This is a genomic window from Micromonospora sp. NPDC047467 (genome assembly GCF_040643095.1).
In the GTDB taxonomy this organism is placed as follows: domain Bacteria; phylum Actinomycetota; class Actinomycetes; order Mycobacteriales; family Micromonosporaceae; genus Micromonospora.
Map to the genome: position 1 here is coordinate 534,504 of NZ_JBEYTO010000004.1, position 24,309 is coordinate 558,812.

23 protein-coding genes and 1 pseudogene are annotated in these 24,309 nt (G+C 72.4%); 12 read left to right on the forward strand and 12 right to left on the reverse strand.

All coding sequences use genetic code 11. From position 1 onward, the window contains the following. Nucleotides 1-63: 63 nt before the first annotated feature. From ABZ780_RS14980 to ABZ780_RS14990, 3 genes are all read right to left on the reverse strand, one after another. Nucleotides 64-1,890: a long-chain fatty acid--CoA ligase gene (locus tag ABZ780_RS14980; protein WP_357486317.1), complete on the reverse strand. Its 1,827-nt coding sequence runs from the start codon at nt 1,888-1,890 to the stop codon at nt 64-66. A 136-nt stretch (nt 1,891-2,026) separates the two neighbouring features. Continuing rightward, the gene (locus ABZ780_RS14985) at nt 2,027-2,782 is read right to left on the reverse strand and encodes a terpene synthase family protein (RefSeq protein WP_357011055.1); all 756 of its coding nucleotides are present in this window, start codon (nt 2,780-2,782) and stop codon (nt 2,027-2,029) included. Between the two features lie 322 nt (nt 2,783-3,104). Then, entirely contained in the window at nt 3,105-3,737 is a 633-nt protein-coding gene (locus ABZ780_RS14990) for a TIGR03085 family metal-binding protein (protein WP_357486319.1), read from the reverse strand. Nucleotides 3,738-3,898: 161 nt separating this feature from the next. Here ABZ780_RS14990 and ABZ780_RS14995 point away from each other — a divergent pair, with 161 nt between their 5' ends. The 3 genes from ABZ780_RS14995 to ABZ780_RS15005 all read left to right on the forward strand — a co-directional run bounded on the left by ABZ780_RS14995 (nt 3,899) and on the right by ABZ780_RS15005 (nt 8,568). After that, nucleotides 3,899-5,788 carry an ABC transporter ATP-binding protein gene (locus ABZ780_RS14995; protein ID WP_357486321.1) on the forward strand — a complete coding sequence of 630 codons (1,890 nt, stop codon included), beginning with the start codon at nt 3,899-3,901 and terminating at the stop codon, nt 5,786-5,788. A gap of 173 nt (nt 5,789-5,961) precedes the next feature. Beyond that, a complete protein-coding gene (locus ABZ780_RS15000) occupies nt 5,962-7,743 on the forward strand; it encodes an ABC transporter ATP-binding protein (RefSeq protein ID WP_357486323.1) in 1,782 nt (593 codons plus the stop codon). A gap of 75 nt (nt 7,744-7,818) precedes the next feature. Next, complete coding sequence (locus ABZ780_RS15005; protein WP_357011063.1) at nt 7,819-8,568, forward strand: DUF2470 domain-containing protein; 750 nt, start codon at nt 7,819-7,821, stop codon at nt 8,566-8,568. A 33-nt stretch (nt 8,569-8,601) separates the two neighbouring features. Here the strand turns inward: ABZ780_RS15005 and ABZ780_RS15010 are convergent, their stop codons facing one another. The 6 genes from ABZ780_RS15010 to ABZ780_RS15035 all read right to left on the reverse strand — a co-directional run bounded on the left by ABZ780_RS15010 (nt 8,602) and on the right by ABZ780_RS15035 (nt 12,746). Continuing rightward, entirely contained in the window at nt 8,602-9,459 is an 858-nt protein-coding gene (locus ABZ780_RS15010) for an RNA polymerase sigma-70 factor (RefSeq protein WP_357011065.1), read from the reverse strand. A gap of 71 nt (nt 9,460-9,530) precedes the next feature. Further along, on the reverse strand, nt 9,531-9,902 hold the full coding sequence (locus ABZ780_RS15015; protein ID WP_357011067.1) for a sigma factor: 372 nt from the start codon (nt 9,900-9,902) through the stop codon (nt 9,531-9,533). A 4-nt stretch (nt 9,903-9,906) separates the two neighbouring features. After that, nucleotides 9,907-10,341 (reverse strand): hypothetical protein, encoded by a 435-nt coding sequence (locus ABZ780_RS15020; protein WP_357011069.1) that lies wholly within the window; start codon nt 10,339-10,341, stop codon nt 9,907-9,909. Between the two features lie 232 nt (nt 10,342-10,573). Continuing rightward, nucleotides 10,574-11,170 carry a TetR family transcriptional regulator gene (locus ABZ780_RS15025; RefSeq protein ID WP_357011071.1) on the reverse strand — a complete coding sequence of 199 codons (597 nt, stop codon included), beginning with the start codon at nt 11,168-11,170 and terminating at the stop codon, nt 10,574-10,576. 53 nt (nt 11,171-11,223) lie between these two features. Beyond that, entirely contained in the window at nt 11,224-11,979 is a 756-nt protein-coding gene (locus ABZ780_RS15030) for an ABC transporter permease (protein ID WP_357486324.1), read from the reverse strand. After that, entirely contained in the window at nt 11,976-12,746 is a 771-nt protein-coding gene (locus ABZ780_RS15035) for an ABC transporter ATP-binding protein (RefSeq protein ID WP_357486325.1), read from the reverse strand. The genes ABZ780_RS15030 and ABZ780_RS15035 overlap by 4 nt, the downstream gene beginning before the upstream one ends. Before the next feature lie 29 nt (nt 12,747-12,775). On the opposite strand from ABZ780_RS15035, the pseudogene ABZ780_RS15040 reads away from it, so the two are divergent. From ABZ780_RS15040 to ABZ780_RS15055, 4 genes and pseudogenes are all read left to right on the forward strand, one after another. Next, nucleotides 12,776-13,606 (forward strand): annotated as a pseudogene (locus tag ABZ780_RS15040) (hypothetical protein); the annotation flags it as partial. Nucleotides 13,607-13,774: 168 nt separating this feature from the next. After that, on the forward strand, nt 13,775-14,206 hold the full coding sequence (gene hisI / locus ABZ780_RS15045; protein WP_357011237.1) for a phosphoribosyl-AMP cyclohydrolase: 432 nt from the start codon (nt 13,775-13,777) through the stop codon (nt 14,204-14,206). A 58-nt stretch (nt 14,207-14,264) separates the two neighbouring features. Then, on the forward strand, nt 14,265-15,818 hold the full coding sequence (locus ABZ780_RS15050) for an anthranilate synthase component I (RefSeq protein WP_357486327.1): 1,554 nt from the start codon (nt 14,265-14,267) through the stop codon (nt 15,816-15,818). 114 nt (nt 15,819-15,932) lie between these two features. After that, nucleotides 15,933-16,532 carry a Trp biosynthesis-associated membrane protein gene (locus ABZ780_RS15055; protein WP_357486329.1) on the forward strand — a complete coding sequence of 200 codons (600 nt, stop codon included), beginning with the start codon at nt 15,933-15,935 and terminating at the stop codon, nt 16,530-16,532. 50 nt (nt 16,533-16,582) lie between these two features. Here ABZ780_RS15055 and ABZ780_RS15060 read toward each other — a convergent pair whose 3' ends face one another. After that, complete coding sequence (locus ABZ780_RS15060; protein ID WP_357011081.1) at nt 16,583-16,855, reverse strand: hypothetical protein; 273 nt, start codon at nt 16,853-16,855, stop codon at nt 16,583-16,585. 487 nt (nt 16,856-17,342) lie between these two features. Here ABZ780_RS15060 and trpC point away from each other — a divergent pair, with 487 nt between their 5' ends. The 3 genes from trpC to trpA are packed head-to-tail and all read left to right on the forward strand — an operon-like array spanning nt 17,343 to nt 20,227. Further along, on the forward strand, nt 17,343-18,146 hold the full coding sequence (gene trpC, locus ABZ780_RS15065; RefSeq protein WP_172862221.1) for an indole-3-glycerol phosphate synthase TrpC: 804 nt from the start codon (nt 17,343-17,345) through the stop codon (nt 18,144-18,146). A gap of 37 nt (nt 18,147-18,183) precedes the next feature. After that, nucleotides 18,184-19,422, forward strand: coding sequence for a tryptophan synthase subunit beta (trpB, locus tag ABZ780_RS15070; protein WP_357486331.1), 1,239 nt, complete (start codon nt 18,184-18,186; stop codon nt 19,420-19,422). 1 nt (nt 19,423) lies between these two features. Then, nucleotides 19,424-20,227 (forward strand): tryptophan synthase subunit alpha, encoded by an 804-nt coding sequence (gene trpA / locus ABZ780_RS15075; protein ID WP_357011085.1) that lies wholly within the window; start codon nt 19,424-19,426, stop codon nt 20,225-20,227. 144 nt (nt 20,228-20,371) lie between these two features. Here the strand turns inward: trpA and ABZ780_RS15080 are convergent, their stop codons facing one another. Next, entirely contained in the window at nt 20,372-20,923 is a 552-nt protein-coding gene (locus tag ABZ780_RS15080; RefSeq protein WP_357486332.1) for an NUDIX hydrolase, read from the reverse strand. 100 nt (nt 20,924-21,023) lie between these two features. On the opposite strand from ABZ780_RS15080, the gene lgt reads away from it, so the two are divergent. Together lgt and ABZ780_RS15090 are read left to right on the forward strand one after the other, a co-directional pair. Then, on the forward strand, nt 21,024-22,208 hold the full coding sequence (lgt, locus tag ABZ780_RS15085; RefSeq protein WP_357486334.1) for a prolipoprotein diacylglyceryl transferase: 1,185 nt from the start codon (nt 21,024-21,026) through the stop codon (nt 22,206-22,208). Between the two features lie 16 nt (nt 22,209-22,224). Next, nucleotides 22,225-23,412, forward strand: a complete 1,188-nt coding sequence (locus ABZ780_RS15090; protein ID WP_357011091.1) for an FAD-dependent monooxygenase — start codon at nt 22,225-22,227, stop codon at nt 23,410-23,412. A 13-nt stretch (nt 23,413-23,425) separates the two neighbouring features. On the opposite strand, the gene ABZ780_RS15095 is transcribed toward ABZ780_RS15090, so the two are convergent. Further along, nucleotides 23,426-24,271 (reverse strand): GNAT family N-acetyltransferase, encoded by an 846-nt coding sequence (locus ABZ780_RS15095; RefSeq protein WP_357486336.1) that lies wholly within the window; start codon nt 24,269-24,271, stop codon nt 23,426-23,428. Nucleotides 24,272-24,309 lie beyond the last annotated feature (38 nt).

Sequence of the window (24,309 nt, forward strand, 5' to 3'; positions counted from 1 at the left end):
CCTGTGCCGGCTGAGTCGCCGGTGGCTCCGCACCCGAGCGGTGCCGAGCCACCGGCGGTCGACTCAGAGCTCTGCGAGGGTGCCCGAGTACATCTTGTCGATCTCGCTGGCGAAGTTGCTCTCCACCCCACGCCGCTTGATCTTCAACGACGGGGTGATCTCGCCGTCCTCGATGGTCAGGTCACGCGGCAGGATCGCCACCTTCTTGATGGTCTCCCAGCGGTTGAGCTTGGCGTTGAGCTGGGCGACGTACTCCTCGACCATCGTCTGGGCCTCCTGCGAGGTCACGATCTCGGTGTAGCTGCGCCCCTCCAGCGGGCCGCCGGCGACCCAGCCCTGGATCGCGTCCGGGTCCAGCGTGACGAGCATCGTGCAGAAGTTGCGGGCCTGACCGACCACGACCGCCTGTGAGGTGTACGGGCAGATAGCCTTGAACATCCCCTCGATGTGCGACGGCGCGATGTACTTGCCGCCCGAGGTCTTGACCAGGTCCTTCTTGCGGTCGGTGATCCGAAGGTAGCCCTGCTCGTCGAGGGTGCCGATGTCGCCGGTACGGAAGAAGCCGTCCTCGGTGAACGCGGCGGCGGTCTCCTCCGGCAGGTTGTGGTAGCCGCGCATCACCGGCCGACCACGCACCAGGATCTCGCCGTCGGTGTCGATCCGGCACTCCAGGTCACCCATCGCCTGGCCCACCGTGCCGATCCGCAGCCCCGACGGCGGGTTGACGAAGTTGCCGGCGCTGGTCTCGGTGAGGCCGTAGCCCTCGGAGATCGGCAGGTTCGCCGCCGCGAAGAAGGTGGCGATCTCCGGGCTGAGCGGAGCCGCACCGGAGACCAGCACCCGCATCCGGCCGCCGAGGCGGGCCTGGAGCTTGCTGAAAACCAGCTTCTCGGCCAGCCCGTACCGCAGCTTCAGCCCGCCCGGCACCGGCTTGCCGGCCTGCTCCAGGGCCACCTTCTCCTTGCCGACCCGGACGCCCCAGGCGAAGATCTTCGCCTTCGCGCCACCGGCGCCCTGCGCGGTGGTCACGGCCCGGTTGTAGACCTTCTCGAACACCCGGGGAGCGCCGCACATCAGCGTCGGACGGATCACCGACAACAGGTCGACCAGCTTCTCCACCCGACCGTCGACGTAGGTCGGCAGCCCGACGTGGATGGCGCCGCAGAGCAGCGTCTTGCCGAACGAGTGGGCCAGCGGCAGCCACAGGTACTGCAGGTCGTCGTCGCGCAGCAGCCCGACCTCGGCCTGCGCCACAGCCTCCCAGCACCAGCCGCCGTGCAGCAGCTCGACGCCCTTGGGTTGACCGGTGGTGCCGGAGGTGTAGATCAGGGTGGCCAGGTGGTCCGGGCCGATGCCGGCCACGAGCATGTCGATCAGATCCGGCTCGGCGGCCAGCGCGACGGCGCCCCGCTCCTCCAGTTCGGCGAGGGTGAGCTGGGGCACCGCAGCGGCGGGGTCGGCGGCACCGTCGAAGAGCACCACGTGGGTCAGCGCGGGCAGGGCCGCTCCCGCGATCTTCGCGGCCTGGGCGGGGTTCTCCGCGAACAGCACCCGCGAGCCGGAGTCGGCGATGATGAACGTCGCGTCCCCCGGCTCGGTGGTCGGATAAACGGTGGTGGTCGCCCCACCGGCACACATGATGCCGAGGTCGGCGACCACCCAGTCCAGTCGGGTGCTGGCGAGGATCGCGACCGGATCCTCCTGGCCGACGCCGAGCGCGTGCAGGCCGGCGGCGACCGCCTTGGCGCGCTGACCGACCTGCTCCCAGGTCAGCCAGTTGGGGCCCGAGTCGTCGGGCAGTGGTGACGCGAAGGCGTGCTGGTCGGGGGTCGCCGACACGCGCTTGAGAAACATGTCCGGGATGGAGCGGTACGGTACATCGAGAGCCATCGCTGTAGCCGCCTTCGGGGGTGGTGGCGTGACGGTCGTCACGTCAAACGGTTACCGAAGAGTATTGCCTGGCACCGTGCATCGGCTAGCCCTGGAGATCATGCGGCTGCCCGTCCCACCAACCGGTTCCGATGATTCAGGCGTACCGGGCAGCCATCACTGACCAGTCGTAGGTGGCACGCACCCAGTTGCGTCGGGACGCGAGCGGCTCGTGCAGCCCGTCGTCACCGCTGGCCAGCAGCGCCTCCTCGGCATCCAGGTACGCCGCCAACCCTCGGTTGAAACGGTCCGCGGCAGCTCGCAGCGCGTCCGCCTCATCCAGACCGCCCTCCTGGGCGATGACCGTCACCAGGTTGTGCGCGTCCGGGTCGGAACGACTCTCCTTGCCGTAGGAGAAGAGGTCGTTGCACCAGCAGACCAGGTCGACCGCCAGCAGGTCCAGAGCCGTCAGCGCCGGATCGGCGCGCCGCGTCGGCCCCGGTGGTCGCCCCGACGCCAGGTCGGTCAGGGTGAGGCAGGGGTGGACGCCGCCGATGTGTCGCCGCAGCTGGACGTACTCCGTGACCCCGGGGACCCGCTGGCGCTCCCGGTTGGCCGCCTCCCAGAGCAGCGCCAGCAGATACTCGCGCAGTTGGCTGACGAACCGCAGCAGCAGCGCCGAGCGGCCCTGCGCCCGGGTCCGGCGGCACAGATCGTGCAGCGCGGCCCCCAGCGGACCGGCTCCGGTCGGCGGTGGCGCGGCCGGATCACCGCACCGGTCCAGCACGTCGAGGAGAGCCCCGATGGCCGGCGCCAACCGGCCCGGGTTGGTCCCGAGGCCGTCCTCGTCGCAGGCGTCGTCCATGACGAAGAGCCAGGAGATCAGGTCGGCGAGTAGCCGTACCCCCTCCACTGGCCCGTCTGGGCAGGCCCGGCCGGCTAGGCCGGCGGCATCCGCCCGTTGCAATCGATGAACCCGATGTCCGGAATCGACCAGCCCGAACGTGCGCGCCCATTCGACGCTCTCGTTCGCCACCCGGTCCGTGGCCTGATGGCGCCCTCCCACAAAGGAAGGTTCCCGTAGCGCCGAAATCGCGAAACTACGCATGCTCCGCCCCCACTTCATGCCGCCCCGGCGCGGAACGGCGCGGTGAAGCGTACGGGAGAAGGCATCGTTGCGCATCGTTGGGAGTGCGCAATCCGTGGAAGTTCCGCGACCGATTCGGTACAGACAGTCACATACCCAGGCTGGCGTCACGCAGTTGCCGCGTGGACGCCGCCGGACCATCCAGCTGAACCCGGGCCACCCTCTGCCGCCCGGAGAGGAACAGAGTCAACTCGGCCGGGGCGCCGACCAACCGCAGCGGCTCGCCGCCACGGCCGACGGAGATCTCGCCGTAACCGGGCGCCTGGACGTACAGGTCGGCCGGAAAGCGGCGCAGCGTCATCCGGGCCAGTGGGCCGGCCCGCTTCCAGAGCGTGGCCTGCAGGCCACGTGGCAACTCGCGCGGCTGCCACCCCGATGCGGCCCGCCGCACGTCCTCGTGGTGGATGAAGAACTCCACCGTGTTGACCAGTTCGTCGGTCAACGGGTTGCTGACCGGGCTCCACACCGGCGGCCGGCGCACCTGCGCCACCAGCTCCGGGTAGGGCCGGGCAGCGATCCGCCGACGGACCCGTTCGGCGTACGCGCGCAGCGGCGCCAGCAGGATCCCGCCGGCCGCGTCCGGTCGGCGTTCACGCAGCACCAGGTGCGCGGCGAGGTCACGGGTCGCCCAGCCCTCGTTGATGGTCGGGGCGTCCGGCCCGAGGGCCAGCAGGAGATCGGCCAGCGACTCGCGCTCGGCTCGGGCGTACCGCGGCGGCATGGCCCGATCGTAGGCCCGGATGCCCCGCACCGCGCGTCGGGCATATTCCCGGTTGGCGCGCCGTCCGGTACGTGACCGTCGACATATCCGGTCCGGGTCGTCGTGTTGGCGGAGACCGGTAAGGATGAGGGAGATAATTGTGGCTTACGGCGGGGGATGGCGTGGCGAGCGGGACAAGTCGGGACGTGCTCGGCCGAGGGCTGGGAGTCCTCCGGCAGGCGATCCGGGAACAGCCACGGATATTCGCGGTGGCCGTGGTCGGCAGCGTGTTGTTCGGCGGGATGGTCATCGCCAGCGCGTACGTGGTGGGCGGGGTCGTCGGTGACGTGGTGATACCGGCCATCGCCCGCGGCCAGGTGGCCACCGGCACCCTGGCGCTGGCCGCGGTCGCGCTGTTCGGGATCAGCGTGCTGCGGGTGGTGGGCATCTTCGGCCGCCGGCTCGGCGCCGGTTACATGCAGTACCGCCTCCAGGCCGCCTACCGACGCCGGGTCACCCGCCGGTACCTGGACCTGCCGCTGTCCTGGCACCACCGCAACGCCACCGGCACGCTGCTCTCCAACGCCAACTCCGACGTGGAGGCGGCCTGGTATCCGATCGCGCCGCTGCCCTTCGCGGTCGGCACGTTGGTGATGCTGGTCGGCGCGATCGTCTCGCTGTTCGCCACCGACTGGGCGCTCGCCCTGGTCGGTCTCGCGGTCTTTCCCGCGCTGTTCGCGCTCAACGTGGTCTATTCCCGCCGGATGGCGCCCCGACAGGCCCGGGCGCAGCGGCTGCGCGCCGAGGTCAGCGAGATCGCCCACGAGAGCTTCGACGGCGCGCTGGTGGTCAAGACGATGGGCCGCGAGGCGCAGGAGACCGCCCGGTTCGCCGGTCGTGCCCGCGAACTGCGGGACGCGCTGATCTCGGTCGGCCGGCTGCGCGGCGTCTTCGACCCGCTGCTGGAGACCCTGCCCAGCCTCGGCACCCTGGCGGTGCTGGTGGTCGGGGCGTTCCGGCTGCGGCAGGGCGCGATCAGCGTCACCGAGCTGGTCAGCGTCGCCTTCCTCTTCACCGTGCTGGCCTTCCCGGTGCGGGCCATCGGCTGGGTGCTGGCCGAGCTGCCGCGCAGCGTCGCCGGCTGGGACCGGGTCCGCCGGGTGCTCGACGCCACCGGCGAGATGCCGTACGGGTCGCGCGTGCTCGACCCGGCCATCTCCGGCCCGGCCACCCTCACCTTCACGGACGTGCACTTCTCGTACCCGCCGGCGGAGGCGCACCAGACCGGCGCGCAGGTGCTCGGCGAGGTCGGTTTCACCGTGCCCGCCGGCCGGACGGTGGCCCTGGTCGGGCCGACCGGCGCCGGCAAGTCCACCATCGCCTCGCTGGCGGTGCGCCTGGTCGACCCGGACGCCGGCACCGTCGAGTTGGACGGGGTGGACGTGCGGGACCTGACGGCGGCGTCGCTGGCGGGCACGGTCGCCCTGGTCGCGCAGGTGCCGTTCGTCTTCGACGACACCGTCCGCGCCAACATCGCCCTCGACCGGCCGGGCATCGATGACGAGGTCGTTTGGGCGGCGCTGCGGCTGGCCGAGGCGGACGGGTTCGTCGCGGCGCTGCCCGACGGACTGGACACCATGGTCGGTGAGCGCGGCACCTCGCTCTCCGGTGGGCAGCGGCAGCGGCTCACCCTGGCCCGTGCGTTGGCGGGGAGCCCACGTCTGCTGGTGCTCGACGACGCGACGAGCGCCGTGGACCCGCGCGTGGAGGCGGCCATCCTGGCCGGTCTGCGCTCGTCGGCGGGCGAGCCGGGAGCGCCGGCCGCGTCGATCCTGGTCGTCGCGTACCGCCGGGCGACCATCGCGCTGGCCGACGAGGTCATCTACGTGGAGCAGGGCCGGGTGGTCGCCCGGGGCACGCACACCGAGTTGCTGGCGACTGTGCCCGGGTACGTGGACCTGGTCACCGCCTACGAGCAGGCGGAGGTCGAACGGGCGCAGGAGCGCGCGTACGACGAGGTCGCGCCGTTGCCGTCGGGCCTGGAGATCGAGAACGAAAGGCAAGCCCGGTGAGTGCGAGGAGTGCAGCGCAGCGGAGCCCCGCAGTCGCGAACGAAAGGCAAGCCCGGTGAGTGCGAGGAGTGCAGCGCAGCGGAGCCCCGCAGTCGCGAACGAAAGGCAAGCCCGGTGAGTGCGAGGAGTGCAGCGCAGCGGAACCCCGCAGTCGCGAACGAAAGGCCGGTTCGGTGAGCGCGCAGACTGATGAGCGGGCGGCGAAGTCCGAGACGACCTGGCAGACGTTCCGGCGCGGGTTGGCGCTCTCGCCGGAGCTGCGGACGGGGCTCGCGGTCACGTTGGCCCTGGCGTTGGTCTACATGGTGGGCCGGGTGGCTGTGCCGGTGGCGGTGCAGCAGGGCATCGACCGGGGCATCATCGGTGGCCTGAACCTGAACGTGGTCTGGTCGGTGGCGGCGATCACCGCGGCGATCCTCACGGTCACCACGGTCTGCGGTTACCTGATGATGCGTCGGCTGTTCACGGTCAGCGAGACGGCGTTGGCGAATGTGCGGACGCGGGCGTTCCGGCATGTGCACGACCTGTCGATGTTGCACCAGCAGTCGGAGCGGCGTGGTTCGTTGGTCTCGCGGGTGACCAGCGACGTCGACCAGATCACCCAGTTCCTCCAGTGGGGCGGGGTGATCCTGCTGGTCAACCTGGGTCAGCTGGTGGTGACGACAGCCGTCATGTTGGCGTACTCCTGGCAGTTGACCCTGGTGGTGCTGGTGGCGTTCCTGCCGGCGGTGTTCATCATCCGGCAGTTGCAGCGCCGTCTCGGCGCGGCGTACGCGACGGTGCGTCAGCGCACCGGGGCGCTGCTGGGCGCGATCGGTGAGAGCGTGGTGGGCGCGCCGGTGATCCGGGCGTACGGCATCGCGGGGCGTACCGCGCGGCGGTTGGACGACGCCATCGACAGTCAGCGTCAGGCCCAGCAGCGGGCGATCCGGATCAGCATCGTGGGCAGCTCGGTCGGTGAGCTGGCGGCCGGGGTGGCGCTGGCCGGCGTGGTGGTGCTCGGGGTGACGCTGGGGGTGGACGGCACGCTGTCGATCGGGCAGCTGACCGCGTTCCTGTTCCTGGTGACGCTGTTCATCCAGCCGGTGCAGATCGCCACGGAGGTGCTGAACGAGGCGCAGAACGCGATCGCGGGTTGGCGGCGGGTGCTGGACGTGCTGGACGTCGCTCCGGACGTGGCCGACCCGGGGGAGCAGGGGCGGGATCTGCCGGGTGGTCCGTTGGACATCCGGTTCGCCGGGGTGCGGTTCGCCTATCCGGGTGGCCCACCGGTGCTGCACGACATCGACCTGGAGATCCCGGCGAAGAGCCGGGTGGCGGTGGTGGGGGAGACCGGCAGCGGCAAGACGACCTTCGCGAAGCTGCTGACCCGGTTGATGGACCCGTCGGCGGGTGCGGTGCTGCTGTCGGGGGTGCCGTTGTCGCAGGTTCGGTTCGAATCGCTGCGGTCCCGGGTGGTGATGGTGCCGCAGGACGGGTTCCTCTTCGACGCGACGGTGGGGGACAACGTCCGCTTCGCCCGGCCGGACCTGACCGACGAGCAGCTGAGCACCGCGTTCACCGAGCTGGGCCTGGCGGACTGGCTGGATGGCCTGCCGGCCGGCCTGGACACTCCGGTCGGTGAGCGCGGTGAGGCGCTCAGCGTCGGGGAGCGGCAGTTGGTCGCGTTGGCTCGGGCGTACGTGGCGGACCCGGATCTGCTGGTGTTGGACGAGGCGACAAGCGCGGTGGATCCGGCGACGGAGGTGCGTCTGCAACGCACTCTGGAGGCCGTGACGCGGGGGCGTACGACGCTCGCGATCGCGCACCGGCTCTCCACGGCGCAGGCGGCCGACGAGGTGATCGTGGTGGACCGGGGGCGGATCGTGCAGCGCGGCCCGCATGACGAGTTGGTCCGTGACGCCGATTCGGTCTACGGCCTGCTGTACGCGTCCTGGCTGGAGCAGACCCGGTAACGGAGGCGCAGGTGGACGTGGTGGGCTGGGTGCTCTACGCTCCGAGTTAGGTAAGCCTAACCAAAGGGGGTGCCCATGCGGCCCAGTCCTGCCGAGACCGTTCGTACTCTCGTCGCCGGTTGGCTGCCCGGCCTCATCCACCTGGCCCACCGGCCGGGCCCGCACCACGCCCGGCACGTGACCGACCCCGACGGGCGGGTTCTGCTGCTGGTGCCGATCGCCAGCCACCTCGCCGCCGCGTTGCAGCCCGACGGCGGAAACACCGACGTCGCGGTGGTCCTCGACGTGCTCGACCTGCCACCGGCGGCCGGCGCCCCCGGGCTGGGCCGGGCCTGGGTCTCCGGTTGGGCCGCCGAACTGCACGGGGACGAGGCGCGCTCCGCGGCTGTCGACTTCGCCACGGTCGAGCCGACAGGTGACCTGCTCGACGTGGGGACCCGGTTCCGGCTGTTCCGCTTCGAGGTGGCCGAGGTCCGCTGGGAGCGGGCCGGGGTCGTGCAGCGGATCGACCCGGGGGAGTACGCCGAGGCGGAGCCGGACCCGGTGCACCCGGTGGAGGCGCTGCTCCTGGCCGATCTCGCCGATCGCGACACCGCCGAGGTGACCGACTACCTGCGTCAGCAGCTCGGGTTGACCGAGCAGACCCCGGACGGGCCGCCGCGGGTGGTCCGCATCGATCGGTACGGCCTGGTGGTCGCCCTCGGTCGCCCCGGCGCCCGCCGTCGTGTCCGGCTGGCCTTCCCGTGCCCGGTGGCCGGCCCGGACGAGCTGGACGGGCTGCTTCCGACGCTGCGCCGCCGGGCCGAGGCGCGTCCGCCCCGCTGATCGGCGGCCCACCGCCGCCCGGCACCGGCGTGGTCATCGCTGGAACTGGGTGAGTTTCTGCGGGTTGAGGATGATCAGCACTTGTTCGATTCCGGCGGGTGAGGCATCGATAGTGACAATCGCGGCAGCTGTTCCGGCCCGCGACAGGAGGATCGCCGCCTGGCCGTTGGATTCGACGATCTCCAGCGACAGGTCGCTGCCGAACTTCCGGACCAGCCCCACGATGTAACGCGCGACGTTGTCGCGTCCGACGACGGGTACCGGTGCGGCCCGGACGGTGCCGCCGCCGTCGGCGTAGGAGATGGTCGTCTCGGTGAGCAGTTTCTCGAGCTGACCCAGGTCCCCGGACCGGGCGGCGGCGAGGAAGGCCCGCAGCAGACGGCCGTGGTCCGCGCGGGCGACCGGATCGTGCCGCTCCTGGGCCAGGTGCTGACGGGCGCGTCGGCCGAGCTGCCGCGCGTTCGCCTCGCTGATGCCGAGCACCTCGCCGATCCGCCGGAACGGGTAGTCGAACGCCTCGCGCAGCACGTACACCGCCCGCTCGGCCGGCCTGAGCCGTTCCAACAGGAGCAGTACGGCAAGTTCGAGCGACTCGTTCCGTTCGGCCCGCAATAGTGGGTCGGCGGAGGTGTCGACGGGCTCGGGCAGCCACGGACCGGGATACAACTCGCGTCGGGCGCGAGCCGATGTCGCGGCGTTCAGGGCAAGGCGGGAGGTCGTCGTGACCAGAAACCCGATCGGGTCCCGTACCTGGCTGTGATCGGTCTGCTGCCACCGGAGCCAGGCGTCCTGCACGACGTCCTCCGCCTCCGCGACGCTGCCGAGCATCCGGTAGGCGATGCCGAAGAGCCGGGGACGGACCGCTGCGAACACCCCTAGCGCGTCGATCACTGTCCCCTTTTCTCCAGCAATATCCGCTTGTTGAGTACCAGGGCAAACGTGGATACCCCGGTCCGGCCGTACTACAGCCTCGGAGCATCTCGCCAGACGCGCCACTGTCGAGGCGGAGAGCCCGCGAGATGAGGGCGACCGGCTCGGCCGGCGGTCTGCTCGCCGGCACGGAGCGGAGACGATTCGAGCAGATCGACACAGATCCGCACGAGCGTGCCGACGAGCCAGGTGACTGGTCTGTCGATGCTGTCCTGTTGGTCGTCCGGCATCGTGTACCAGCGGACGTACGTTTCCCGTACCGCGCGTTCCGCGGCGCCGGCCGAGCCGAGCAGGCGATATGCGAGGTTCTTGAGGAAGCGTCGTTCGGCGACGACGGCGCAGAACGCGCTGGGTAGGGCAGCTGAATCAGGTGGCCGGGCGTGTTCGGGAACAGGGGCTGGCATCGCGTCAGTGGGCGATCGGAGCCGGCACGAGGCCGCGCTGAGCCGCTCGACGGTCACGCAGCACCGTCAGCAGGATGATCACCAGGCCGAGGAACGCCACGGCCGCGTTTGCGGTGGTGAGGAGGATCGCCTCACCGACTGTGGCGTTCTCCAGGTTCGTCAGGTGGTAGAAGAAGTGCGGCACCGCGAAGATCGAATAGGCTGCCGCGGCGGGGATGACGAAATGGGCCTTGGGCTTGACTGCCGCGATGCCCAGCAGCAGCGCGATCGCCAGTGTCGCGGTGCCGAAGTCCCGCGCGTAGTGCTCACTGAACGGCGGCGTGAGGTCCACTGTGGGGAAGTCCGTGTAGAAGCTCGCCGGCCATATCGCGTTCCAGGCCCCGACGACGAGCTCGTCGACGAACAAGACCGCCAACGCGATGCGGATGATGATGGTCACGGGTGCTGCCTCCCTGCACTGTCCCGGCCCGACGTCCGGAGGTGTCGCCACCCCGAGAGACGCCAGCCGACGCAACCAGACACGTCGGACACCAGCGCCCGGTGGTGGGCGGGTTGTCACCAGGTATGGACCGAACAGCTCTCTCATTCGTGACAGGCCGCCGAGCGGCAGGCCCCGCTGTCACGAATCGCGGCGCCCGCTCGGTCCACCCCCGGACCGCGGCCTTGATCGCCTAGGTCGGCAGCGGCCCGGTCAGGTACCGCTGGATGGTCGGTCCGATGGCGGCGACAAGGGTCTCCGGGTCCGCCGAGGCGACCGGCTCCATCCGGACGACGTGGCGCATCAGGGCCAGGCCGATCATCTGGGTGGCCACCAGGGAACCGCGCAGCGGCAGCTCGTCCCTGTCGACGTCAAGCTGCTCCAGCACCCGCCGCAGGACCTGGGTGGTGACGAATTCGCGCAGCAGGCGGGCGGTCCACTCGTTGCTCACGGCGGAGCGCAGCAGCGCCTGCGCCGCAGTACCGGCCGGAGAGTCCCACACGCCGAGGAAGTTGCGCACCAGCCGCTCGCCGACGCCGTCCTCGTCGCCGGCGAGCACCGTCGGCACCAGCTGACCGGGGTCGACCGGGAAGTTCATCGCGGCGAGGAACAGCTGGTCCTTGCTGCCGAAGTAGTGATGCACCAGCGCCGGGTCGACCCCCGCCGCGCTGGCGATGGCACGGATCGAGGCGACGTCGAAGCCACGATCGGCGAACGCCGTGCGTGCCGCGTCGAGGATCGCCTCCCGGGTGCCCGGGTTGCCGGGTCGCCGACCGGTTCGCCGCGTCATCGTCGCCCTTCGTTTGGTTCCACAGGCGCAGCCGCACCACGGCCGCGCAGGTCTCAGCCGGTACGTCGGCGCAGGGTGGCCGCCGCGAGCACCAGCGCCAACACCACCGCGCCGAGCACCACCGCCACGTCCCGCCACATCGTGCCGGTCGTTTCGGCATGCGCGCCGACCTCCTGCAACGCCTCGACGGCGTACGACAGGGGGAAGACGTTACTGAGCGCCTGGAGCCAGCCGGCCATCTGGTCACGGGCCACGAACAGGCCGCACAGCAGCAGTTGAGGGATCACCACGACCGGCAGGAACTGTACTGCCTGGAACTCGGTGCGGGCGAAGGCGCTGCAGAGCAGCCCGAGAGCGACGCCGAGCACAGCGTTGACGACCGCGATCCCGATCACCAGACCGCTGCTGCCGGCCGTCTCCAGATCGAAGATCCAGTACGCCACACCGGCGGCGACCGTGGCCTGCACTGCGGCGGCCAAGCCGAACGCGATGCCGTACCCGAAGAGCAGGTCGAGCTTGCCCAGCGGGGTGGTGAGCAGGCGCTCCAGGGTGCCGGAGGTGCGTTCCCGGAGCATGGCGATGCTGGTCACCAGGAACATGATCACGAAGGGGAAGACGCCCAGCATCACCAGGGCGACCCGGTCGAACGTGGACGGTTGTCCGGGCGGGGTCGGCTGGTCGACGTACATGAAGTAGACGAGGGTGAGCAGGGCGGTCGGAACCACAAGGAGCAGCGCGATGGTGCGCCGGTCGTGCCGGAGCTGGCGCAGGATGCGATCGGTGGTGGCCGCCAGGATCCGCGGGTTCACGACGCCTCCCGTCCGGTGCCCGAGGTCCGGCCGAGGGTTTCCGTCGGGCCGGAGCGGGCCTCCTCGGCGCGGATCAGCCGCAGGAACGCCTCGTCGAGGTCGTCCACCCCGGCGGACGCGCGGATCGCTGCCGGGCTGTCGTCGGCGATCAGCCGTCCCGCGCGGATCAGCAGCAGCCGGTCGCAGCGCGCCGCCTCGTCCATCACGTGGCTGGACACCAGCAGGGTGGTGCCGGCGGCGGCCATCGCGTGGAACCGGGCCCACAGGTCGGCGCGCAGCACCGGGTCCTGGCCGACTGTCGGCTCGTCGAGGATGACCAGCTCCGGGTCGCCGACCAGGGCGCAGGCCAGGGAAGCCCGGCTGCGCTGGCCGCCGGAGAGGGTGCCAACGAGTTGGGTGGCTGCGGCGGCCAGCCCGACATCGGTGACCGCCTGGTCCGCCTCGGCGCGACCGCGTCCGTGCAGGGCCGCGAAGTAGCGGGCGTTCTCGCGCACGGTCAGGTCGGCGTAGACGCTCGGCGCCTGGGTGAGGTAGCCGACCTGGTGCCGCAGCGCGGGAGCACCAGCCGGCTGGCCCAGCACGGTCACCGTCCCGGACGTGACCACCTGCACGCCGACCACCGCGCGCAGGAACGTGGTCTTGCCGCTGCCGCTGGGGCCGAGCAGCCCGGTGACGGCGCCGCGCGGAACGGTGCAGCTGATGCCGTCCAGCACCCGCCGGCCGCCCCGGTCGACCACCAGGTCACGGACCGCTATCGCGTCGGTCATCCCGTACCTCCGATGAAATTCAACACCCGATGAACTCAACGCTAGATGAGATATCGAGCCCACGCAATGCGGCCTACCGCACCCAACGGAAGAACGGGCAGTACGCTTCGGATCGGACACAGAGTCCGCCATCGGGCATTGCGTACCGAACGGACGTACGGCACGATGGCGCGGTGGGTCACGCTCCGTTACCGCACGGCGGGTTTCTTGAGGACTGGGCCGCGCGTCTGCGGCAGGCTGCCGACCGGCCGGTCGTCGGCATCCTGCTGCGCGGCAGTCACGCCCGCCGGGCGGCCACCGCGCACAGCGACGTCGACCTCGACGTGCTGGTCGGGGGCGCACCGTACGCCGCCCGCCGCGCATACCTGACCGAGACCGCCGGCCGGGTCACCCATGTCTCGGTGGCCGCGCGTGACGTCCGCTCCTGGGTGCACCGGCTCGGCGAGCCGGCCGACTGGGCGTTCGGGTTGCCGGTCACCGCGCCGGCCCGGCTGCTCTGGGCCGACCCGCACTGGCGGCCCCGCATTGACCTGCCGGTGCTCTGCCAGCCCGCCGAACCGCCCCGGTTGGAGGAGCTGATCGCCGTGCTGGGCAAGGCCGCCGCCGCACGGGCCGCCGACGACCGCGTCGGGGTCCGGCTCGCCGTGGCGGACCTGGCGCGGTTGTGCCCGTCGGTGCTGCGCCCGGCGAACCCCTCGGTGCGGGTGCACTCCCGCCGGGCGGCGTTCGCGGCGGCCCTGGAGCTGCCGGTCGCCCCGCCCGGTTACCGGGAGGACATGCTGCTCTGCCTCGGGCTGCGCCCGGGGGCCAGCGGGCAGCTCTGGGCCGCCGCCGTACGGCTGGTCGCCGGCATCCTGCCGCTGGTCCGGCCGTACGCCGAGGAGATCGCCGAAGCGGCCGGCACCGACCTGGCGGACGCCCTGGTCGACGGCCGGCTGGACCGTTACGTGGCCCAGCTCGCCCGGCCGGTCCACCTCCGGTGGGAGCCGTCGCCGGTGCCCGCGCCGCGTGCGGGACAATGGGTCACTGTGCCCGTACCTGACGCGCCGCTGACCGGCGTCCCCAGCGATCCGAGCGGCGCGTCGGCTGCCGTGCCGGCCCGGCCGTCCCGGCTCGACCCGGCCATCGCGGAACGGCTGCGCCGTACCCCCGACGGCCTGGTCGCCGCCGTGGTCCGCGCCCACGACTCCGGCGAGGTGTTGATGGTCGCCTGGATGGACGACGAGGCGCTGCACCGCACCCTCACCACCGGCCGGGCCACCTACTGGTCGCGCAGTCGGCGCGAATACTGGGTCAAGGGCGCCACCTCCGGGCACCACCAGTACGTCCGCTCCGTCGCCCTGGACTGCGACGGGGACGCGCTGCTGGTCAGCGTGGAACAGGTCGGCGCGGCCTGCCACACCGGGCACCGGACCTGCTTCTTCACCGAGTTGCCCGTCACCAGCCCGGAGGCACGGTGACCGCGCGGGACGCGGCGCGCCGCAGCCCCGCCGCCGCGAACGAAAGGCAGGCTCAGCCATGACCGACGGCGCGGTGAGCCCCGACCCGGTCACCTTCACCGAACTGGCGGCACGCTGGCGGGTGGTGCCGGTCATCCGGCGCCTGCTGGCCGACGCGGAGACTCCGGTCGGGGTCTACCGCAAGCTGGCCGGCGGCCCCGGCACGTTCCTGCTCGAATCGGCCGAACAGGGCGTCGGCTCGGCCGGCATGGCGTGGTCGCGGTACTCGTTCATCGGCGTGCGCAGCAGCGCCACGCTCGTCGAGCGCGACGGTGTGGCGACCTGGCTCGGCCAGCCGCCGGCCGGGCTGCCCACCGGCGGTGACCCGGTGGAGGTGCTGCGGGAGACCGTCGCGGCGCTGGCCGGCCCGGTCGGCGACGAGGCCGGCGGAATGCCGCCGCTGACCGGGGGCATGGTCGGCTACCTCGGCTACGACTTCGTCCGCCGCTTCGAGCGGCTGCCCGAGCTGACCGAGGACGACCTCGGCGTGCCGGAGCTGGGCATGATGCTCGCCACCGACCTGGTGGTGCTCGACCACTACGACGGCTCGGCGATCCTGGTCGCCAACGCGGTGCTGCCGCCGATGGACACCGCGGACCGCGATGCGCAGGTCACCGCCGCGTATCACCACGCGGTGGGACGGCTCGACGCGATGACCACCGCGCTGTCCCGACCCATCCCGCCGATGATCTCCACGGTCGAGCGTCCGCCTGCCGGTGAGGTCCGGTGCCGTACGCCCGACGGTGGCTATCCGAAGGCGGTGGAGGCGGCCAAGGAGGCGATCCGGGCCGGCGAGTGCTTCCAGATCGTGCTGTCGCAGCGTTTCGAGCGGGAGACCCACGCCGATCCGCTGGACGTGTACCGGGTGCTGCGCACCAGCAACCCCAGCCCGTACATGTACCTGCTGCGCTTCGACGGGTTCGACATCGTCGGCTCGTCGCCGGAGGCGCACCTGAAGGTCACCGCCGGCTCGGACGGGCGACGGCGGGCATTGCTGCACCCGATCGCGGGCACCCGGCCGCGTGGCGGCACCGCGGCCGCCGACGCCCGGCTCGCCGCCGAACTGCTCGCCGACCCAAAGGAACGGGCCGAGCACGTGATGCTGGTCGACCTGGGCCGCAACGACCTGGGCCGGGTCTGTGAGCCGGGCAGCGTGGAGGTGCCCGAGTTCGCCACCATCGAGCGGTACAGCCACGTGATGCACATCGTCTCGACAGTGATCGGCACGCTGCGTGACGATCGTTCGGCGTTCGACGCGCTCGCCGCGACCTTCCCGGCCGGCACGCTGTCCGGTGCGCCCAAGGTGCGCGCCATGGAGATCATCGAGGAGTTGGAGCCGGTCCGACGCGGCCTCTACGGCGGCACGGTCGGCTACTTCGGCTTCGGTGGCGACCTGGACATGGCGATCGCCATCCGGACCGCGCTGATCCGCGACGGCCGCGCGTACGTGCAGGCGGGCGCGGGGGTGGTCGCCGACTCGGATCCGGTCGCCGAGGACCAGGAGACCCGCGCCAAGGCTGCGGCCGTGCTGGCTGCGATAGCAGCCGCCGAAACGTTACGGCCGGCCCGGTGAGCGCGAGGAGTGCAGCGCAGCGGAGCCCCGCAGTCGCGAACGAAAGGCAGACCCGGTGAGCGCGAGGAGTGCAGCGCAGCGGAGCCCCGCAGTCGCGAACGGAAGGCAGCCCCGATGAGTGTTGGCGACCGGCTGGAGGCCGGGGGTCGGGCTGCGTCGGGTCGGCGTCAGCTGACGTACGCGGTGCTGCTCGGCCTGGTTGGCGCGGCCCTGGCGCTGTGGGCGGCGACCCGGAGTTGGTCGGTGGAGTTGACCGTGCGCCCGGCTCCGCTGCCGCCGGTGCGCGAGGTTCGCAGTGGGGCTGCCCTGCTGCCGTGGCTGCCGGCGTTGGCTCTGGTCGCGTTGGCCGGTGGGGGCGCGGTGCTGGCCACCCGGGGTTGGCTGCGCCGGATCGTGGGTGTGCTGCTCGGGGTGCTCGGCCTGGCCGTGGCGGTCGGCGGCGGGTACGGGCTGGTCGCCGACCTCGACGGTGTGGTGAGCCGGCAGTGGCCGGCGCTCTGCCTGTTGGGCGGCCTGCTGGCCGCCGTGGGCGGTGGGTGGACCGCGCTGCGGGGCGACGCCTGGCCGGCGATGGGCGCCCGGTACGAGCGGCCGACGCGAACCGTCACGGAGAGTGAGTCTGCGGCGGTCGCACCGCCCGGCCCGATGGCCGGGCGGCGGACCACCGAGGCGTGGGACGCGCTGGACCGGGGCGAGGATCCGACGGCCGGCTGACGCGACGGCCGTCGGCTCGACGCGCAGCCGGTGTGGCCCCTGAGGGTTGGTCAGCCGACGGGCTGGTGCTCCCGCTGCTGCTGGCGGCGTGCGGCGGCGCGGGCGGCGGCCAGCTCGGCCACCAGCCGGTCCAGTTCGGCGCGCTTGTCGGCGCGGGCTCGGTCGGCGCAGACCGCCTCCCAGGCGTTGCCGCGCGCTGTGCGCACGCGGGCCTCGCCGACGACGGCCCGTTCCAGGGTGTGCACCACCCCGACGGCAAGTGACGCCACGGTCCGCGAGATGGTGGTCAGCCCGATGCTCGGGTTCGGCTCGGCAATGCTCATTGGTCACCCCACACGAGGAGTTGGCGACGGTCGGGCAGGTCGCCATCGAGTCTGCCCGAGGACGATGCTGACCGGCTGACGTTTCGCCGGGGTGACCGCCCGGTCAACTGTCTCGTCCCGGCCCTGACCTGGGACCGGCCGTTCGGCCTTGAGTTCGCTCACAGTATCGATCGACGTCGTTGTGGGCGGGCGTCGACCCGGAACCAGTGGCATGATCGATGGGTCGGCCCGGTTCGACCGGGGCCGCCGGGCTCCCGTCGGATGGCGGCGGTCGATACCGGAGGTGGCGCTGCGTGACATCCCGTTCACGGCAAGTCGGCCATTATGCCGCAGCCCTTTTCGTGAGCAGCGCCATACCCCCGGCCTCCCGGCGTCGGTCGGCTGCCCCTAGCATCGGCCCATGACACCCGGAGAGGGGAGTCCGTTGGTGACTGCTGAGCATGCGCACGCGGAGGGGGACGACGCCGGTCAGGCAGCGTCCGTAAGCGTGCTCGACGAGATCCTGGCTGGCGTGCGTGAGGACGTCGCCCGACGCCAGGAGCAGGTTCCGTTGGAGCGGATCCGTGAACTGGCTGCGGCGGCGCCGCCGCCGCTGGACGCGTACGCGGCGCTGCGTAAGCCCGGCGTCGCGGTCATCGCCGAGGTGAAGCGCTCCTCGCCGTCGAAGGGCCGGCTGGCCGAGATCGCCGATCCGGCCGATCTCGCCGTCGACTACGCGGCCGGCGGTGCCCGGGCGATCAGCGTGCTGACCGAGGGGCGCTGGTTCGGCGGCTCGTTGGACGACCTCGCGGCCGTCCGGGCCGCGGTCACCGTGCCGGTGCTGCGCAAGGACTTCGTGGTCTCCAGCTACCAGGTGCACGAGGCACGCGCCCATGGCGCAGACCTGGTCCTGCTGATCGTCGCCGCGCTCGAACAGAACGTGCTGATGGGCCTGCTGGAGCGGATCGAGTCGCTGGGCATGACCGCTCTCGTCGAGGTGCACGACGAGGAGGAGGCCGACCGTGCCCTGGAGGCCGGCGCGCAGGTGATCGGGGTCAACGCCCGCGACCTGCGTACCCTGGAGGTCGACCGGTCGGTGTTCGAGCGGATCGCGCCCGGCCTGCCCAGCAGTGTCGTCAAGATCGCCGAATCGGGCGTCCGTGGGCCGCACGACCTGATCCGGTACGCCTCCGCGGGCGCCGACGCGGTCCTCGTCGGCGAGGGCCTGGTCACCCAGAAGAGCCCCCGCGAGGCGGTCGCCGAGCTGGTCAACGCCGGCAACCACCCGGCAACGCCCCGGCCGGTGCGCTGACCCGCGCCGGTGTGACGCCCCACCGAGAGGATTTCCGATGAGCGCCGATGCGCTGGCCCCGGTGGCCGGCTCGCAGCCCGACTCCGCCGGCCACTTCGGCCGCTTCGGCGGTCGGTTCGTGCCCGAGGCCCTGGTGGCCGCGTTGGACGAGCTCGACGGGGCGTGGCGCACGGCGATGACCGACGAATCCTTCCGGGCCGAGTTCGGCGCGCTGCTGCGGGACTACGCGGGTACGCCGTCGCTGCTCTACGAGGCCCGGCGGTTCTCCGCGAAGGTCGGGGCGCGCGTGCTGCTCAAGCGCGAGGACCTCAACCACACCGGCGCGCACAAGGTGCGCAACGTGCTCGGCCAGGCGCTGCTCACCAGGCGGATGGGCAAGACCCGGGTGATCGCGGAGACCGGCGCCGGTCAGCACGGCGTGGCCACCGCGACGGCGGCCGCCCTGTTCGACCTGGAGTGCGTGGTCTACATGGGCGAGGTCGACACCGAGCGGCAGGCCCTCAACGTGGCCCGAATGCGGATGCTCGGCGCCACCGTCGTCCCGGTCACCACCGGTTCGCGCACCCTCAAGGACGCGATGAACGAGGCGATGCGTGACTGGGTTGCCAACGTCGACGAGACGCACTACCTGATCGGCACCGCCGCCGGGCCGCACCCGTTCCCGGCGATGGTCCGAGACTTCGTCCGTGGCATCGGCGACGAGGCCCGCCAGCAGTGTCTCGACCTCACCGGCGCGCTGCCGGACGCGGTGACCGCCTGCGTCGGCGGCGGCTCCAACGCGCTGGGCATCTTCCATGCCTTCGTCGGCGACGAGGACGTGCGGCTGTACGGCTTCGAGGCCGGCGGCGACGGGGTGACCACCACCCGGCACGCGGCCAGCATCACCGGCGGGTCCGCGGGCGTGCTGCACGGCGCCCGCACGTACGTGCTGCAGGACGCCGACGGGCAGACGCTGGAGTCGCACTCGATCTCCGCCGGTCTGGACTACCCGGGCGTCGGGCCGGAGCACGCCTGGCTGCACGACACCGGCCGGGCCAACTACCTGCCGGTCACCGACGACGAGGCGATGGCCGCGTTCGAGCTGCTCTGCCGCACCGAGGGGATCATCCCGGCGATCGAGAGCGCGCACGCGCTCGCCGGCACCGTCACGCTGGCCCCGAAGCTTGCCGCCGAGCTGGGCCGGGAGCCGACCATCGTGGTGAACCTCTCCGGGCGGGGCGACAAGGACGTGCACACCGCCGGGGACTACTTCGGCATCCTCGACAAGGAGCGGTGAGATGAGCCGGATCGGGGTGGCCTTCGACAAGGCCCGAGCCGACGGACGGGCCGTTCTGGTCGGCTGCATGCCGGCCGGGTTCCCGACCGTCGAGGGCAGCATCGCGGCCATGACGGCGATGGTCGAGGCCGGCGTCGACGTCATCGAGGTGGAGATCCCGTACTCCGACCCGGTGATGGACGGGCCGGTCATCCAGAAGGCCAGCGACATCGCGCTGGCCGGCGGCGTCCGTACGGCGGACACGCTGCGCATCATCGAGGCGGTCGCGGCCACCGGCGCGCCGGTGGTCACCATGACCTACTGGAACCCCGTCGAGCGGTACGGGGTGGACGTGTTCGCCCGCGACCTCGCCGCCGCAGGCGGGACCGGCCTGATCACCCCGGATCTGATCCCCGACGAGGCGGACGAGTGGCTGGCCGCCTCGGACGCGCACGGGCTGGACCGCACCTTCCTGGTCTCGCCGTCGTCCACCGACGCCCGGTTGGCGATGACCGTGGAGCACTGCCGTGGCTTCGTCTACGCCACCGCCGTCATGGGGGTCACCGGCGCCCGTGCGCGTACCTCCGATGCCGCTCCCACCCTGGTCTCCCGGGTCCGCGCGGTCACCGACCTGCCGGTCGGTGTCGGTCTGGGCGTGGGCACCGGCGCGCAGGCCGGCACGGTCGCCGGGTACGCCGACGGAGTGATCGTCGGCAGCGCGCTGATCCGTTGCCTGCTCGACGCGCCATCCGAGGCCGAGGGGCTGGCCGCGCTGCGTACCCTCAGTGCCGAACTCGCCGAGGGCGTCCGCAACCCCGTCCGCTGACCACTGCGGTGCTCGGCCGCCCTCCGCCGCCGTCCAGGCGCTGCGCGACGCCAGGGCGGGCGTAGGTGCTCGATCGCGTGATGCCCGCCGGGTCGCCTGCCCGCAGGCAGAGAACGCATCGAGGTGCGTGCGGGGCCGGTGCGGTCACTGTCGCAGTGGCGGGCCCGGCGCCACTGCGCCGCGCTGCTCCGGTGGCTGCCCCGCGTTGGCGTGAGCAGCTACCGGTGGCGCTGCCGGATCCGGGGAGCCGGGCGTCCCCCAGCCGTCGCGAAGCACCCCGGAGCGGCCGGCGACCGCGTCGGCGACGGCTGCTCGGGTCAGCGGGGTGACCGCCTCGGGCAGCGCGGTGGGGGTGTGCCAGGACAGCCGGCAGCCCGGCGGCGGGTCGGCGCTCGGCCCGATCTCCGCCGCGCGTGCGCGGAACACGTGCACCAGGATGTCCGGCAGTGGCCCGGCACGCCCGGCCAGCGTGTTCGCCGTGGGGCTGCTCAGGTGGTAGACCCCGACCAGGTCGACCAGTTCGATCTCCCAGCCGGTCTCGGCGCGGATGTCCCGCAGCGCCGCCCGCACCGGACTCTCCGCCGGGCGCAGCCGGCCGCCGGGCAGTGCGTACCGGCGCTCGCCCTGCCGGCAGAGCAGCACCCGGCCGGTGTCGTCGGTGACGACCGCGGCGACCGCCCAGGTGAGCGTGCTCATGGACAAAGAGCCTACGGCGGCGCAAACCAGAAGTCATCGGGATGGCCACCGGTGGCCCGGGGTGCCGCTGTGGGGGCGGACAGCGGTAGCGTGTGCACCCGTGACCTACGCCTCGCTGTCCCCCCAGGCGGCCCTGCCCAGTCCCAGCACCGCGGTCTGGCAGCTCGGGCCGGTTCCGATCCGGGCGTACGCGCTGTGCATCATCGTCGGCATCGTGCTGGCCTGCTGGGTCACCGAGCGCCGCCTGCGCCAGCGGGGTGTCGCGCCGGGAGCGGTGCTCGACATCGCCGTCTGGGCAGTGCCCGCGGGCATCATCGGCGCCCGGATCTACCACGTGCTCACCTCACCGGAGAAGTACTTCGGCGCCGGTGGTGACCCGATGAAGGCGTTCGCCATCTGGGAGGGCGGTCTCGGCATCTGGGGCGCGGTCGCCGGTGGCGCGGTCGGCGCCTGGATCGCGGCCCGACAGCTCGGCATCCCGTTCACGGTGGTGGCCGACGCGTTGGCCCCCGGTCTGCCGCTGGCCCAGGCGGTCGGGCGGGTCGGCAACTGGTTCAACAACGAGCTGTTCGGCGGCCGGACCACCCTGCCGTGGGGTCTGGAGATCCACCGGATGGACCCGGACAATCCGGGGCACGCGTTGCGGGACGACGCGGGCCAGCCGATCCTCGAACCGGGCCTCTACCAGCCGACGTTCCTCTACGAGGCGCTGTGGAACCTCGGCGTGGTCGCGTTGGTCCTGATCCTGGACCGCAAGCTGCGGCTCGGACGGGGCCGGGCGTTCGCGCTCTACGTGATGGGCTACACCGTCGGCCGGTTCTGGATCGAGCTGATGCGCACCGACGACGCCAACCAGATCCTCGGTGTCCGGCTCAACGTCTGGACGGCGGCCCTGGTCTTCCTCGGCGCGTTGATCTACTTCGTGCGGGTCCGCGGCCCCCGGGAGTATCTGATCCCGCTCGGCGCGGCGGCCACGCCGACCCCGCCCGCGACGTCCGACCTGTCCCAGGTCGACCTCTCCGAGCGGGAGACCGGCGCGCAGGCTGCCGCCCCGGAGGGCTACCGGGTGGTCAGCGAAGAGCAGTTCCACGCCTGGCGGGACACCGGCGTGGCACCGCCCGAGCCGGCCGACGACGACGTCAGCGCCGAGGGCGACGAGCCGACCGGCGGGGCCGCGACCGGCGACCGAACGCCGACCGACGGCACGGCGGCCGGCACGCGGGAGGCACTCGACGGCGACCGGGCCGACGCCACCGGCGCACGCCCCGCCGACCGGGACAGCTGAGCGGGGGCCGATACCGATGCGCAGCGCGGTGGTGGTCGGTGCCGGGGTCGGTGGCCTCGCGGTCGCTGGCGCGCTGGCCCGCTCCGGTTGGCAGGTCACCCTGCTGGACCGCGCCGAGCGGGTCCGCCCCGAGCCGACCGCCGTCGTGCTCTGGCCCAACGGTGTGCGCGCGTTGCAGGCTCTCGGCCTCGGCGCCGGCCTGGCCGCCATCGCCACCCCGCTGCCCGACGGCGGTGTCCGCCGCCCGGACGGGCACTGGCTGGTGCAGCCTCGACCGACGTCCGTCGAGCGGATGCCGGTGGTGGTGCACCGGGAGGACCTGCACGACGCGTTGATCGCCGGGCTCGGCGAGCGCGTCGAACTGCGCACCGGCGTGACCGTGCGCCACGTCCGGGTCGAGCCGGGTGAGCGGCCGGGCGTCAGCGACGGACGGCACACCATCGAGGCCGATCTGGTGGTCGCCGCTGACGGCACGGACAGCGTCATCCGCCGCCAACTGGCTCCCGAATCCAGGGTGGTCAGCTCCGGCTGCGCCGCCTGGCGTGCCGTCATCCCCTGGTACCGGGCACCCCGGCTGCCCGCCGACCAGCCGATCGCCGGCGAGGTCCTCGGCGCGGGCTACCGGTTCGTGGCCGCCTCGCTGGGCGAGCGCGGCTCCTCGGGCGGCTCCACCCGGGGTGGCATCTACTGGGTGGCCACCGCAGCCGGCGCGCCCCGCCCGGAGCCGCCGGAGACCCAGCTAGCCCTGCTGCGCCGCTGGTACGCGGGCTGGCCGGCGCCGATCGCCGATTTACTCGACGCCACTGACCCGACCGACCTCGTCCAGCAGGAGGTCCGCGAGCTGCGCCCGTTGCCCCGCGCGTACGGCTTCCCGGCCGGGCCGGGCGGCGTGGTGCTGCTCGGCGACGCGGCGCATGCCATGCCGCCGCACCTCGGCCAGGGCGCGTGCCTGGCGTTCGAGGACGCCGCCACGCTTGCCTCACTGCTGCGCGAGGCCCGACTGCCCGACGCGGTGCAGGCGTACGACCGGGTGCGTCGCCCCCGGGCGGCGACGGTGGTCCGGCAGACCCGGCGCATGTCGGCGGTGCTCCAGACCCGGGGCCGGTTGGCGCTGCGCGCCCGGGACGCCGCACTCGGCACGATCAACTCGCGGCTGCTCTCCAGCGCCGCCGCCTCCGCCGCCCAGTGGCGTCCGCCGGCGTGACCCGTCCCGATGCTCAGGGAATGAGGGCGGCGGGTTCGGCGATGCAGGCGGTGCCGACGCGCCGGAAGCCGACCCGCAGGTAGACCCGGGCGATCTCCTCGCTGCCAGCGGACAGGAAGACGAGGTCGGTGCCGGCGGCGAGCAGTTCCCGGGCGAGGGTGGCGGTCAGCGCGGCGCCCATCCCGCGACGGCGGGCGACGGGCAGCGTGGCCACCCCGGCGATTTCCGCGACGTCGTCCACCCGCATCGCCATGCCGCTGGCCAGCGCACCCTCGGTCGGCGTGCCGGCCAGGGCGGAGATCCGTCGGCCGTCGGCGATCCGGGCACGCTCCTCGTCCAGCGCGGCCAGCTCCAGCTCGGTGACCGCCGCGTCCCGTTCGGCCGGCCCGGCCTCCCCGGGCGCGGTGCCGGCCGCGCTGAACGCCACGGCGGCCACCGCCCGCCGTGCGGCGACGTCGGCGGCGAAGTCGGGTGAGTCCGCCGCCAGCACCCGCACCGGTACGTCGGACAGCGTCGCCGGGTCCGGCAGCGCGGCCGGATCGAGCACCATCAGCGGCGCCTCCAGCACGCTCAGCCCCGCAGAGCGGGCGACCGCCAGCAGGTCAGGGGTGGTGTCGTGCACCCACTCGAAGGCCTCGGGCAGGCCCAACTTGCGCTGTCGCTCCCGCACCGAGGTAATGTCGGCCAGGGACGGCGGCTCGTTGGCGCCGATCCGGGGCCGGGCGTAGAACGGCCAGCCGGTGCCTTCGCGGACGAACAGCACCAACGCGCCATGTTCTTCCGCGTCGGCGACGTCCCGGGGCACAGCGTCGTAGAAGCGTTCCAAACGGTCGAAGACGTCCTTGTGTAGCGGATCCACCGCGCGAGACTACACGTCCCAGACTCTGGACGGTGTGA